We start from the raw sequence: 13,687 nt of genomic DNA, 5'->3' as shown, positions 1-13,687 counted from the left end.
GGTATCATGAGTATAGGGAGAGTTAATTTAACCTCCATGACAGAAATAATTACGTGGTATCATGACCGTGCTAAAAATAATATGCTGGAACGTCAACGGCCTCAGGGCGGTCCACAGGAAGGGGTTCCTTAAATGGTTCATGGAAGAGAAGCCAGACATCCTGTGCCTTCAGGAGATAAAAGCAGCGCCTGAACAGCTTCCCAGGAAGCTCAGGCACGTTGAGGGTTACAGAAGCTTCTTCACCCCTGCGGAGAGAAAGGGGTACAGCGGGGTTGCCATGTACACAAAAGTACCCCTATCTTCACTGAGGGAGGGTTTCGGTGTGGAGAGATTCGACACCGAGGGTCGGATACAGATCGCAGACTTTGACGACTTCCTCCTCTACAACATATACTTCCCCAACGGTAAGATGTCAGAGGAGAGGCTGAAGTATAAACTGGAATTCTATGACGCATTCCTTGAGGACGTCAACCGGGAGAGGGATTCGGGAAGGAACGTGATTATATGCGGGGACTTCAACACAGCCCACAGGGAGATAGACCTTGCAAGGCCAAAGGAAAACAGCAACGTATCAGGTTTCCTTCCTGTTGAGAGGGCCTGGATCGACAAATTTATTGAAAATGGGTACGTGGACACCTTCAGGATGTTCAACAGTGACCCCGGACAGTACACATGGTGGAGCTACAGGACAAGGGCCCGTGAGAGGAATGTCGGCTGGAGACTCGACTACTTCTTTGTAAACGAGGAGTTCAAAGGGAAGGTTAAAAGGTCCTGGATACTCTCAGATGTCATGGGCTCAGACCACTGCCCCATAGGACTGAAAATAGAACTATAATCAACCTCAATAAAATCAGAAATGTGATCAGGAACTCCATCAGGCGAAAAACTACTGGCGTGACTGGGGAAATACAGGATCTTCCCCGGTCTTCCATGCTGAAACGGTACGTATAACCTCATCGAGGTACCTCAGGGAGTCGTCGTTACCGCTAAGGGCACGGGCCAGTTTGATGGCAGTTGAATCATCACCCATCAGCTCCAGGTAGAGCAGTAAATCCTCAAGGAGTTCTTCCTCAGGGTAACTCACCGGAGGCTCCATGCCCCAGATGTTCAGGAGGGCCCATTCCCTGCTGTGATCCCTGAGACCCTCAAGGTCAAACTCCTCCCTTCTGAATACCTTATCCTGTATGTACCTCAGGATATCCCTGTTCCTGGGGGCCCATATCCTGAAATCAGAGTACCTGTCCCTCAGATCATCTAAGAGCTCCTTTTTATGATTTCTGATCCTTATGAACTCTTCCTCCCCTGCTGTGGGATAAACAGCCCCCTCTGGCCTCTGCATTTCCCCTTCTGAATTTACCATCATCTCCTTCCCTGCCTCGATGTGGAGCATTTCCCCTTCTGAATTTACCATCATCTCCTTCCCTGCCTCGATGTGGAGGATCTCATCGTCGCTTAGCTCACGCCTTTCCATCAGTTCCTTCTGGGATTCAAGTTCACTCCTCCACTCCTCATACTTCAGGGCCTCAAGTTCCTGTAACCTGGTTTTGAAGAGTTCAGCTATAACTTCACGGGCCATGAAGCGCTGCCATGGCCTCCCTCTCCTCAGAAGGTTGATGTGGTGGGTTACCTCAATCAAACCGGAGGGTAATGGTCTGAGGCGTGCTGCCAGCCTCCCGGCCTCCCCTGGAAACAGGAGGGGAATGAATTCAAGGAGGGACCATACAGCCACCGAGACCAGTACGGTCACCGCCACGTTCACAGGTACTGGATCCATCAAAAACACAACCGCTTATCAGTCACCGTGTTCAAGTATTGCCTTCTTGATTTCCCTTTTGGTTTCAGAGATGACATCAATCCTTCCTGTGGCTACACCCTGGTTCTGAAGGTGTTCAAGGAGCTGGGAAGGACTTATCGAGTCCTCCAAGTCTGCCAGGACGGCTCCATCCTCCCTTGCAACTGTAAGTGCTCCGTAGAGTCTTAGAACCCTCTCGGCATTATCGGGGTCGTCTGTAATAATACGGAATGTCCTGATGCTGTGGTGTACCTGGCTTATATCAATATCCATCCTCTGGAGGGCTATCAGAACGTGCTTATCAAGGGCCCTCTCAATCACCTCAAGGTCCACCCTCTCCCTTCCCATGTTGATCCTGACTGCCTGAGCTATCTGGGCAAGGTCCCTTGCATGGGCATAGCTGGGCTGGAGGCCCTCACCCCCATCGGCAACAGGGGTGTAGACCATTTTAATCCTTTCAACAACCTCATCATCGTACTCCTCCCCTATTTCATCAAGGTTGCGCCTGAAGACCTCTGCGACGTTTTCAACCGGAGGGTTCCTCAGGAATATGTGGAGGGGGGCCCTCCTGAGGTGGGCCTCGTCCATTATACTGACATCGAGGTTTGTTGAGAAGGCGGGTATGAAGTGTGTGTGGAATATGACTGGAACACCCCTTATATAGATTACATCCTTACTGTTCTCCAGCGGGACGATGAGGCGGTTGAGGATCACCTCATGGTCATCCCGCTGCCTTCCAAGGTCATCGATGAAAAGGACTCCCCCATTGGCCTTTATGATGGGTGACGTCTCATAGACCCCCTTGTTCATGTTGTAGGTTGTCTCCAGTTCATTTAAACTTAATTCTGAGCCAGTGAAAACGAATGGGGCGTGTATCTTTATCCATCTGGGGTCTTCGGGTTCTTCAGGGCATGGCCTGTGGAAGTCAGGGTCATAGATCTGTATAACCCTTCCGCTGAACTCTATGAAGCGGGGGATCACGATGGGAGGCAGGAGGTCGGAGGCCTTGCTTATTATGAATGTCTTACCTGTACCGGGAGCTCCATAGACAAAGAGCCCCTTCCCTATTGTGCAGGACTCCACGAGACACTCCTTTGCATAGGATAGTCCCACCACATCCCTGAAGGTCTTTTCAATAACCTCATCAGGTATCCTGATGGGGAAACGGTTACTCAGCTGCTTATCCATCAACTCAAAGTATCTCTCATAGGGCACCGGAGCTATCCCTATGTAGGGGTTTTCCTCCATTACAAGGCGGGCCTTCTCAACACCCCTCTTTGTGAGGGTGTATTCGACACTGGAAAACAGGAAACTGCCCCCAACCTGGGCGCAGAATCCGTCCTTCTCCATCTGACCCAGGATCTCTTCAAGTATATCAAGGTGTATGCCCGTTATATCCGTCATTCTCTGGGTTTTAACGGTCCCGTAGGTTAACATTATCTTCAGTATAAGGTCCCTTACGAAGAAATAGGATAATCCCAGCTCTTCCAGCGTCTTTGGCTGTTTCAGTTCCTCAAAGATTTCAACCATGTTCTCATCGTGGTAGTAGGCTTCGCAGTTCATAATTCATCCCCCTTATCGATGTCCATCATGTTCATCCCCCGTGGATGAGAGATTTCATGGGAACGGGGAGGACCCACTGAAATCCCTCCTTATATGAAAACTAAAGGATCTCCTTAAGCTGACTGATATCATCTATGACCGTAACATCAAGACCGTTCTTCTCAACGTAATCCCTTTCTGCCTCCGTTAACTCTGAGTTGACCAGTATGGCTGACATACCCGCATTTGTGGCTCCCAGTATGTCCTCATTGAACTTGTTACCAACCATCACTGATCTTTCGGGTTTGCAGCCCATCCTCCTGAGGGCCTCCTCAAAGATCCTTATGTTGGGTTTTTCGAAGCCGACCTCGTCTGAGGTGACGACCTCATCGAAGAAGTGGTGGATGCCGAGTCTTATGAGCTTCTCCCACTGCTTTATCGTTATGCCGTTTGAGATGACCCCAAGCCTGTACCCCTTACTCTTGAGGTCAATGAGTGTGGATGTGGTGTTGGGGAATGGTCTCAGGAGGGCGAACTTGACGTTGTGGTATGTTATCATTCCAAGGGCAATGAGCAGTGGTTTCTCCTCACCGAAAACCGTCTTTGTCAGGACATTGAAATGCCTGTCATAGTTTGATCCTTTCTCGGATATTATCTCCCTGAGAAGCTTGTAGGCCTCCTCCTGTGTTAATGGGAGACCTGCGTCTATCATGACGTTCAGAGCAGCCTTTCTTGCAAGTTTAGCAAATCCTGAGGTGTCATAGAGAGTATCATCAATATCAAAGAAAACCGCCTTCAGCATCGTCCCACCTATTTCTCTGTAATGAAACTCTATAACTAATCAATTATAACATTGTTGGTTTAACGGTGGGATGCGGAAATCATGGAGAGGGTGTCTTAAAACAAAGGATAACTTCCAGCTGATTAGAAATAACGAAAAGTGTTAAAAGAAAGCCTTCAGCCAATTAAAAGAACGCGTCGAGGCTGCTCTGCCTTTCACCCGAGGATAACGAATTCATATCCTCTGTGGAGTAACCCAGGGATGACATTATGCGTGATACCGCAGCCATCACCTGGTTTTCAATGTAATAGTCGGGGTCGTATCCCATGCCCTCTGCGTCCTCAACCGGGAAGGCCCTCTGACTTATGGGGCCCCTTCCCTTCACGATGATGTATCTAACTATGGAGCCCCTCTCAACACGCCTTCCCTTCTCCAGGGATCTCTTTGCAGCGATGACATGGGGACCTATCTGTTTGTACTCAGAGAGGTCCCTTGTGATCTGGGTGTGTATCACCAGGTCATCGAGTTCCACGTCACCCCGTCTTATGCGCCCCACGACTTCCCTTATTATCTCCCTTGCCTTCTCAGGAGATCCATCGCGGAGGATGGCCATAAGAACTTTTCGCTGGGTTTTTTTAGCTATTGGTGCCCAGTCACGCCTTACAAGTTCAAGACCCTTTGCAACTATTGTGTCATCCTCTATGAGGGCGTATCGCTTCTTTGTTACGAAAAAGCCCCTGCGGTAGAAGCCCTCAAATTCCAGTTCCATACCCTCAGGGAGGTTACTGTTTATGTGTTTCAGGAACCTTTTCACCTGGGAGAGTATCTCATCCTCCACCTTAGACAACTGGGACACCGCTGGGGTTCAATCCTTTTATTCCCTGATCAGGACTCCGTTTATGACACCGTCCTGACCTGGCCTTGATGTGACCCTGACGTTCCCGAGGTTTGTCTCAACAACAGCACCCCTGGTTATGATGTTCCTCCTTACGAAGTGGGGGTTCGCTGTGTTCTCAACAACGTTCCTTATCTCTGCAATTTCAACCTTACCGGTTTCAGGGTTAACAACGTTTATCCTTGTATCTGAAGCGAGCCTGACCTTGGTGTTACCTCCGCGTGTCCTTATCAGCCTTACACGCCTGTCACCGATCTTTGTCTCAGCAGGCTCCCTTCCAAGTTCGTACTTCCTTTTACCACGATTCATCTTGGCTCTTCCGCCACTGGGTTTTTTCATTGATTTACCTTGCCAGATTGCCATTATTTCACCTCAATCATTCATACAAGAATCAGTAAAACTGAGTTTAAGAAACTTAGTGACTCAGTACAGATAAATTTATCTATAGTATGGGGCGCACCATTTAAAAAGATTGTGCTTCAGGATCATGCTGGAAGATAAACCTGGCCGCGCCCGGAAGGCAGTACCACTCCCACCTTTTTAACCGGATTGAAGCCACAGTAATTTTTTCCCACTCACAGATAAATGTATTCCCACAGATCATGGTTTTCATTCCACACATATCCTGGCTTCTCAGTCACAGATCAAATCCATACAAAGGTCCGTGAAAGGTTTTATACAATCAGCAAGATACCCTATAGGCAAGAGATTATGCAAGGTGAATCTATGAAAATCGGCATGTCCCATGGTGCAGGCGGAGAAGTGATGCAGGACCTTATATCAGATATAATACTATCAAACATCCATAACACGAGGGTTAACGGCGGAGTTGGCCTCGAGGACCTCGACGACGGTGCAAGCATACCCCTTGGGGACTATGAGATCGTTATCAGTACAGATGGTCACACCATTGACCCCCTCTTCTTCCCGGGAGGGGACATAGGCAGGATAGCCGTTGCAGGTACCGTCAATGATATATCTGTCATGGGGGCAAGGCCCCTTGCAATTGCAAATGCAATGATAATAAGTGAGGGATTCCCTGGGGAGGACCTTGAGAGGATCATAAAGTCCATGGACGCAGTTTCAAGGGAGACCGGCGTGTCCATTGTCACAGGCGACACCAAGGTCATGGAACAGGGAAAACTTGACAGGATGGTCATAACAACCACCGGTATAGGTGTCGTTGGGCGTGGTGAAACAGTCAGGGACTCCGGACTGAGGCCCGGTGATAAGATCATACTGACCGGGAGTGTCGGGGACCATGGGATGGCCCTCATGGCATTCCGTGAGGGATTCGGATTCGACACAGACCTCGAATCAGATGTGGCCCCTGTCTGGGGTATAGTGGAGGCAGCCCTGAACGTGGGGGGTGTTACAGCAATGAAGGACCCCACCAGGGGCGGTATAGCCAATGCCCTCAATGAGATGGCTGATAAATCAGGTGTGGGTATGGTCCTGGATGAGGACAGCATACCCGTACGGGAGGAGGTGAAGGCCGTCTCCGAGATGCTTGGAATAGACCCCTATGAGGTTGCAAATGAGGGCAAGGTTATCATCGGCGTGGACCCGGAATACGCCGAGGACGTCCTGGCTGCTGTTAGGAGTGCCCCCTACGGTGAGGAGGCCCGGATAATAGGTGAGGTAACAGATGATAAACATGTGATCCTTGAGACCAGCCTTGGGGGAAGAAGGATACTTGAGGCCCCTGTGGCTGATCCTGTCCCGAGGGTGTGTTGAAGGCCCTGAAGGAGGGGTGATATGGTTGAGTTATGGAAAGAGAGGTTATATGCATTCATCGTGGACTTTCTGATTGTCACCGCAATAATGTACATCCTCACGGTGGCTGTCTACCCTGCCGTGCTGCTCCTTAACCTGTTCAGCATCTACAGCTACTGGCTGCCCCTCCTTGCATTAATAACACTTATATACTTCAGCTACCTGGAATATCATGGCGGCACACCAGGTAAGAGGATGCAGGGCCTTATGGTTGTCTCAGTAGAGGGTGATCTGCAGCCCTGGCAGGTGATTCTGAGGAACCTTTCAAAGGTGCTCTGGCTTCCCCTGGCAGTGGACCTCCTGGTGGGTTACCCGCTGGGGCATTTAAGGATCCTTGATGCCATTGCCAGGACACGTGTCATCAGAACCAGGAAGGTCGATGATGGAGGAGAAGGATAGGATAAGAAACCAGATCTGGGATCTCCTCGTGGAGAATGGTGTTAGCAGGAGCCCCCATGGACGTATACCAGACTTTAAGGGTTCTTTTGATGCTGCGAAGCGGCTTTCGAGGACAGTTGAATGGGAGAGGGCTGGTGTCGTGTTCTGCTCCCCTGACTCGGCCCAGAGACCTGTTAGAAGACTTGTGCTTGAGGCCGGGAAGGACCTCATAATGCCCACCCCAAAGATAAAGGATGGCTACCTCCTCATAGGGGGTGATGTACCTGATGCTGGAGCCGCGTCAACGATAGGGGGTGCCTACAGGTACGGTTCACCCATCAGGGAGTTCCCTCAGGTTGACCTTGTTGTGGAGGGATCCGTGGCTGTTGACCTTCATGGAAACCGTCTCGGTAAGGGTGGAGGCTACGGTGACAGGGAGATATCTGAACTCAGGGGTCAGGGTGCAATAGATGAGGATACACCCCTTGCAACAACCGTTGATGAGCTCCAGATAATAAGCAGGGTACCGGTTGAGGAGCATGATGAGAGGATAAACATGATAGTAACACCCCTACGGGTGATCAGGCCCCTCCTGGATGACCGGATACCCCGGGTGGTCTAAAGAGAAACAGAAAAATACGGCACCGCTCCAGAAAGCAGCCAGAAACACCACAAACAAAAAGAATACACCACCCCAGACAACTTCAAGAAAACTTCAGGGATAAAAAAAACCAACAGTTTAAATACTCCCGGGTACAATAGAGTAGCTGTGTACTGATTTTTAATTATCTGTGCCTGGCAGAATCCTGAACTTCCAGTTTGAGAATGGTCTGCCAGATGGCAGCTGATAATTGATAAATCGATTTTTAAGAATCTAAGGAAGATAAAATGAAAGGATTAGAATTTAGTGAGTTTGATATCTCAGGGGATATAAACAGGGCCCTTGATGATATGGGATTTGAGAGCACAACTCCAATCCAGGCACTTACACTACCTGTTACACTTGACGGTATGGACGTTGTTGGTGAGGCCCAGACAGGGACCGGAAAAACAGCTGCATTCGCCATACCAGTACTTGAGAACCTTGAAGCCGAGAGGGTGCCCCAGGCCCTCATAATCTGTCCGACACGCGAGCTCTGTCTCCAGGTCTCAGAGGAGATCAAGAGGATAGGTAAATACATGAAGGTGAAGGTCCTCGCGGTCTATGGTGGCCAGAGTATCGGTAACCAGATAGCACAGCTAAGGAGGGGGGTTCATGTCATCGTTGCAACCCCTGGTAGACTGATAGACCACATCGAGAGGGGGACAGTTGATCTGGGAGGTATATCCACAGTTGTCCTTGATGAGGCAGATGAAATGCTGAACATGGGATTCATAGATGACATAGAGCGTATACTATCCCATGTACCTGAGAGAAGGCAGACCATGCTCTTCTCTGCAACGGTTTCAAAGCCCATACTCAGAATTGCAAGGAAGTACATGAGGAACCCCCAGGTTATGCGTGTGGAGAAGAAGCACAGCCCCAAGATAGATGAGTTCTACTTCAAAACCAGGGAGGAGGATAAGGTTGAGCTCCTCGACTGGATACTCTCATCAAACAATATCAGGATGGGACTCATATTCTGTAACACCAAGAGAAGGGTCCAGAGGTTGAGAAGGCAGCTGAACCGTATGGGTTACTCTGCAGATGAGATCCACGGTGATCTTTCACAGTCAAAGCGTGAGCGTGTCATGGAGAGATTCAGAAGGGGAGATTTCAGTCTCCTTGTTGCAACGGATGTTGCTGCCCGTGGTATTCACGTACCCGATGTCGAGGCCGTTGTGAACTATGACCTGCCCTTTGAGAACGAGTACTACGTTCACCGTATAGGCCGTACAGGGCGAGCCGGTTCAAGCGGGAAGTCCTTCACCCTCGTCGTTGGAAGGGAGGTTCACCGCCTGAGAAGGATCCAGTCATTCACAGGTAAGAGGATAAAGCAGAGCAACATGCCCTCCCCTGAGGAGATAAGGAGGGGATATGAGATGGACCTCAGGGAGATCCTCAGGAGGAACCTGGAATCAAAGACTTACAGTGACTCTGAAATCCTTGAGAGCCTTGCTGGTGAGGGTTACAGTTTCAGGGACATCTCACACGCCCTTCTGGATGTACTGGAATCATCCAAATAATCAATTTTTTAGCAATAACCTTTTTTGACTGAGGAGTTCATCATACCTCGAAAGTGGCAAATAACGCTTTAAATTATCATAACAGCTGATGGGTGAAAAAGATCCATCAGCCGCTAGTTTTAAGATGCTGATCGCCTGCACGTTAAATGTGTTTCCAGATCATCCATGAGACGGTTACCACAGATGACCAGTTAACTGACTTCAAGACTCCTTTTGGGAGGGGAAATACCGGGCCGCCAGATTTTAACATGCACCACCGCCCTGAAGACCATTCTGTATTACTTTTATTCTGTAAAGCCTGGAATGAGTAATAAAAGATTTTATATATTGAAGATAACCAAGTAGTTAGCGGTGATCATCATGAAAAGGATCCTTATACTGCTGGTTGCGGTGTCACTGGTGATCGGTTTATCACACCATGCATGCGCCCATCCAGGTCACGGTTACTACCTTGAGGAACCCTCAGATTCAGGTGACAGCGACTCTGATTCATCAACAACCAAATCCCCTGCTCCCACCAAAAAGACTTCAGACAGGAGCAGCACAAGTTCAGGGACAAAGACCAGTAAATCCCCGAGTGGAGGTGTGGAAACAGGTTCAGCTCAGGGAGAAGCAGCTGACGTTTCAGCACAGAATAAAACCGATATTCAGGGACAGGGCGGGAATGAAAGTAGCCCATCAGGGAACATAACCGGAAAAGAGAAACAAGGAACCTCAGGGTACGGGTTCATCCCGGCAGTTGCAGGGCTCTCCCTGGTTTTCGGTTTAACAGCCTTAAGATTTCCAAGGCAGTGATTTCTCTTAATTAACCTATGGAGGCTGGATAAGTGCATATACCCGACGGAATCATACCATTATGGCAGTGCGCAGTCTACTGGGCTGTGGCGCTCATAAACATCGGAATATTCTTCTACATATTCTCAAAGAAACCCCAGAAGGAAAGGAGAATCGTTGGAACGGGCCTTTTTGCTGCGGCTGCAGCGGCTGTATCCTCCATATCCGTACCATCACCCTTCGGTGTCCCGGTACACTTCTTCCTCATACCCCTCGCAGCCATACTGCTGGGACCCCTCACAGCCGTCATCGTTGCAACCCTCTGCCTGGTAATCCAGTTCTTCATACTGGGTATGGGTGGCTTGACAAGTATGGGTGCCAACATACTCACAATGGGTATAGGCCTCGGTGTCGGTACATACGCGGTCTACAGTGTGGTGAGTGAACTTGACAGGAGCCTCGCAGTCTTCACCGCCACCTTCCTCAGTATAATGGTTGCCACGGTGTTCCACATCATGATACTCCTTGCAGCGGGTGTTGCTGGTCCTGAGATGCTGATGGCGACACTTATACCGTTCTACATCTTCGTGGGGGTCATAGAGGGTGTTGCGAACATATTCATTGTATCCTTCCTTGAGAGGATGAAACCAGAATTAACCATGATGGAGAGGGTGTAAATGAGAATTGAACTGGCAGTTCTCCTGGTATTCCTACTCATGGGTGGAGTGGCTGCCCACGGGATGGAGATAACCCCTGAGTCCTTCATTGTAATAGCTGATAATTCAACGGGAAAACTTGCAAGATCAGTTGCGGATGATCTCGGGGTCAACGTCACGGTATACCGTTTCCAGAGTGCAGCTGATGTTGAGCATGAACTGGAGCATGCCCTCGGAAACCCGAATAAGAAGATACTTGCAGTTGCCTACCAGGACACCGTGAGTTCCTTCCTTAAGGCTCACCCTGAGGTAGCATACAGGGTGATGTACTGCAGCGCCGATGAGGCATCAGTAAGGGATAAGCTCCTTGAGCTGAACTCTGTTAACCCCGAGGAGGGGGGCACAGACTTTCTGACACCATTCTCATCGGGTGCCCTCATAGGGGTTACCCTGGGCATGGTGATCGGGGCCCTGTGGATGAAAAGAAAAGTGGAGTAACTGCTATTCAATCCCCCATTTTCTTTTAAACTCAAGTTTTTCCTCTGCAGTCATCCAGTGGCTTCCATCACAGAAGGGTTTGTTCTCAGATAATCCGCAGCGGCAGAGGGTAACCCTGTTTCTAACCTCATACTCCCTTCCATCGGCAGACTCTATGGGTATGCCACCCCTCACCCAGAGGGGGCCCTCACACCTCTTCTGTTTATCATGGATGACCACTATGGATTTCTCATAGTCCCTCTCATAGGGTTTACCTGTTTTTCTGTCCCAGAGGACCAGCCTGCCGGACGGGCAGATCATTGCCTCCTCTATGGCTATCTGTATGCTCTCCCTATCTCCCTTCCTCAGGAGTTCCCTTATACCGCCGGCCCTGAGGCAGAACCTTGAATGGTCGCAGAGTTCGGGTACGTCTGTGAGTTCAAGGTCTCCCGCCCTGAAGACCCTTGCCCTTTCAATGTAGGGTTCCAGTGATGCTGTCTCGGTCCCGTCAAATCCTGTTTTGATGTGTGTACCGTCACAGTAGGGTTTATTCCCCGATTTACCGCAGCGGCAGAGCACGTACCTCTCCTTAAGGGGGAACTGTCTCCTCTCAACAAATTCTCTTGTATGGCCCTCCTCATCGGTTACTATGACCTCTTCATAGAGGGGTACTGAGCCCTCAACAAGGTAGGGGCCGTTCCTGAGCACCTTTATCTTCTTCATTCTTACCACGCCGTGAGAGCATGATTATGCTCACTCCTCATATTCCAGTATAATTATGTTGACCCATCTAAATATGTGATTCCATGAACTGAGGGATCATTCAGCAGGTCATGAGTGAACAGCGTGCAGGCCTCTGCCGCCAATGTGGGAGAGTTACACAAAGAGCTGCAGATACATGGTAAAGGCTCATAAAATACAGTGGTGGGATCCCGGACACGACAGAAAGGGTGCAGAACCCTAAAGCATGAAGGGTATATCTTTGGATCTATCCACAAGGCCCTTTTGAGTGTCCCAAAATTTTTATAATAGTTTACTCTTAAGTAAATTACTGGTGAGTAAATAATGTTTCTGGATCGTGAAAGGGAATTGCAATTCCTTGAAAGAAGATATGGAATGGGCGGACCAGAGTTTATAGTTATCTACGGGAGAAGGAGAGGGGAAAGACAGCTCTTTTACTGGAATTTATAAGTAGACATGGTGGGATATACTTACTGGCCAGGGAGACAAGCAATCTCGAAAATCTAAAACGTTTTTCTGATAGATTATCCGAATATTTTGGGGATGATTTTCTTAAAAGGAACCCATTCCAAAATTGGGACGCCTTCTTAGAATACTTAAATCAAAAAGCCACTGAAAGATTGGTAGTGGTAATAGACGAGTTTCCTTACCTGGTTAAGGGTGATCGGTCACTCCCATCAATTCTTCAGGAATATTGGGACTTAAAACTTTCAAATGGCAGGATCTTCCTCATAATTTGTGGTTCTTCCATCAGCATGATGGAGAAACTGCTCGGCTACAAAAGCCCGATCTATGGGAGGAGAACTGGCCAGATAAACCTTAAACCCGTGGATTTTTTGCATGCAAGAGAATTTTTGCCAGGATATTCACTTGAAGATTTCATAAAAGCCTACGGTATTCTTGGAGGAAGCCCAGCCCATCTACTGGAATTTGATGATAGTAAAACCATCAAAGAAAATCTCTTAGAATATCTGAGGAGTGATTCATTACTTTATCAGGACGCCTTTTTCGTTCTCCGAGAAGAACTTGAAGAACCAAGAAATTATTTCGCCATAATGGAAGCAGTAGCAGCTGGAAAAACTTCTCTAGGAGAAATAATGAACGAAACGGGTCTTAGCAGAGCAACTGTAGCCAAATACCTGTCCGTTCTCATTGAGCTGGATTTTGTAAAGCGCGAAATCCCGATAACCGCAAGCCGAAAAAGTAGAAGGGGACGCTATTACATAAAGGACAACTATTTTGCCTTCTGGTTCCGTTACATCCACCCAAACATTGACTTCATAGAAAGCGAAAGAAGAAAAGAACTGCTAGAATTAATCATTGACGATCTTCCAAATTACCTGGGCGGAATCTTTGAAAATGTTGCAATAGAATTCCTCCCCCTAATATCCAATAAACTACCATTCAAACCCCTGAAAATTGGCCGCTGGTGGCACAAGAACGAAGAAATAGACCTTGTAGCTTTCAATGAAAAGGAAGAGAAAGCAATTCTCATCGAGGTTAAATGGAAAACTCTGAACAAAATAGAGGCAAACAAGATCCTGAAAGACCTCAATAGAAAATCCAAGATCCTTAAAATGAAAGAATGGGAACAATACCATGGAATAATAGCAAAAAGAGTGAAAGATAAAGAGAAAATTAAAGGGGGCCTAATCTGGGATCTTGAGGATATAGAAAACCTAAAGTTTAGCCCTGAGTGAATGTTCTTT

Annotated in this window: 15 protein-coding genes; 9 read left to right on the top strand and 6 right to left on the bottom strand. The window is 48.4% G+C overall.

The features are described from left to right. The first annotated feature begins 61 nt into the window (after positions 1-61). The gene (xth, locus tag tca_RS00945; RefSeq protein WP_269899454.1) at positions 62-835 is read left to right on the top strand and encodes an exodeoxyribonuclease III; all 774 of its coding nucleotides are present in this window, start codon (positions 62-64) and stop codon (positions 833-835) included. 51 nt (positions 836-886) lie between these two features. On the opposite strand, the gene tca_RS00940 is transcribed toward xth, so the two are convergent. The 5 genes from tca_RS00940 to tca_RS00920 all read right to left on the bottom strand — a co-directional run bounded on the left by tca_RS00940 (position 887) and on the right by tca_RS00920 (position 5,373). Continuing rightward, positions 887-1,774, bottom strand: coding sequence for a hypothetical protein (locus tca_RS00940; protein WP_269899453.1), 888 nt, complete (start codon positions 1,772-1,774; stop codon positions 887-889). A gap of 18 nt (positions 1,775-1,792) precedes the next feature. Further along, positions 1,793-3,355 (bottom strand): YifB family Mg chelatase-like AAA ATPase, encoded by a 1,563-nt coding sequence (locus tag tca_RS00935; protein WP_286708972.1) that lies wholly within the window; start codon positions 3,353-3,355, stop codon positions 1,793-1,795. 100 nt (positions 3,356-3,455) lie between these two features. Beyond that, positions 3,456-4,136, bottom strand: coding sequence for a TIGR02253 family HAD-type hydrolase (locus tca_RS00930; protein ID WP_269899451.1), 681 nt, complete (start codon positions 4,134-4,136; stop codon positions 3,456-3,458). A 163-nt stretch (positions 4,137-4,299) separates the two neighbouring features. After that, on the bottom strand, positions 4,300-4,971 hold the full coding sequence (gene polB2, locus tca_RS00925) for a DNA polymerase PolB subunit 2 (protein ID WP_010875847.1): 672 nt from the start codon (positions 4,969-4,971) through the stop codon (positions 4,300-4,302). Between the two features lie 18 nt (positions 4,972-4,989). Further along, positions 4,990-5,373, bottom strand: a complete 384-nt coding sequence (locus tag tca_RS00920; protein ID WP_269899450.1) for a 30S ribosomal protein S8e — start codon at positions 5,371-5,373, stop codon at positions 4,990-4,992. Positions 5,374-5,736: 363 nt separating this feature from the next. Between tca_RS00920 and hypE the strand changes: the two genes are divergently transcribed. From hypE to tca_RS00885, 7 genes are all read left to right on the top strand, one after another. After that, the gene (gene hypE, locus tca_RS00915; protein WP_048060768.1) at positions 5,737-6,747 is read left to right on the top strand and encodes a hydrogenase expression/formation protein HypE; all 1,011 of its coding nucleotides are present in this window, start codon (positions 5,737-5,739) and stop codon (positions 6,745-6,747) included. Positions 6,748-6,768: 21 nt separating this feature from the next. Next, positions 6,769-7,185 (top strand): RDD family protein, encoded by a 417-nt coding sequence (locus tag tca_RS00910; protein ID WP_269899448.1) that lies wholly within the window; start codon positions 6,769-6,771, stop codon positions 7,183-7,185. Further along, the gene (locus tca_RS00905; protein WP_286708971.1) at positions 7,166-7,786 is read left to right on the top strand and encodes a 5-formyltetrahydrofolate cyclo-ligase; all 621 of its coding nucleotides are present in this window, start codon (positions 7,166-7,168) and stop codon (positions 7,784-7,786) included. The genes tca_RS00910 and tca_RS00905 overlap by 20 nt, the downstream gene beginning before the upstream one ends. A gap of 266 nt (positions 7,787-8,052) precedes the next feature. Continuing rightward, positions 8,053-9,330, top strand: a complete 1,278-nt coding sequence (locus tca_RS00900) for a DEAD/DEAH box helicase (protein WP_115892491.1) — start codon at positions 8,053-8,055, stop codon at positions 9,328-9,330. Positions 9,331-9,690: 360 nt separating this feature from the next. Next, positions 9,691-10,125 (top strand): hypothetical protein, encoded by a 435-nt coding sequence (locus tag tca_RS00895; RefSeq protein ID WP_286708970.1) that lies wholly within the window; start codon positions 9,691-9,693, stop codon positions 10,123-10,125. Positions 10,126-10,157: 32 nt separating this feature from the next. Beyond that, the gene (locus tca_RS00890; protein WP_286708969.1) at positions 10,158-10,781 is read left to right on the top strand and encodes an energy-coupling factor ABC transporter permease; all 624 of its coding nucleotides are present in this window, start codon (positions 10,158-10,160) and stop codon (positions 10,779-10,781) included. After that, positions 10,782-11,258: a hypothetical protein gene (locus tca_RS00885; RefSeq protein WP_010875838.1), complete on the top strand. Its 477-nt coding sequence runs from the start codon at positions 10,782-10,784 to the stop codon at positions 11,256-11,258. A 3-nt stretch (positions 11,259-11,261) separates the two neighbouring features. Here the strand turns inward: tca_RS00885 and tca_RS00880 are convergent, their stop codons facing one another. Beyond that, the gene (locus tca_RS00880) at positions 11,262-11,960 is read right to left on the bottom strand and encodes a CDGSH iron-sulfur domain-containing protein (RefSeq protein WP_269899443.1); all 699 of its coding nucleotides are present in this window, start codon (positions 11,958-11,960) and stop codon (positions 11,262-11,264) included. 386 nt (positions 11,961-12,346) lie between these two features. Between tca_RS00880 and tca_RS00875 the strand changes: the two genes are divergently transcribed. Next, positions 12,347-13,678: an ATP-binding protein gene (locus tca_RS00875; protein WP_353681349.1), complete on the top strand. Its 1,332-nt coding sequence runs from the start codon at positions 12,347-12,349 to the stop codon at positions 13,676-13,678. Positions 13,679-13,687 lie beyond the last annotated feature (9 nt).

Source organism: Methanothermobacter sp. EMTCatA1, from assembly GCF_002356395.1.
Taxonomy (GTDB): Archaea; Methanobacteriota; Methanobacteria; order Methanobacteriales; family Methanothermobacteraceae; genus Methanothermobacter; species Methanothermobacter thermautotrophicus.
The sequence above is the reverse complement of the archived record's forward strand: the minus strand, read 5'-3'. Positions and strand labels throughout refer to the sequence as shown.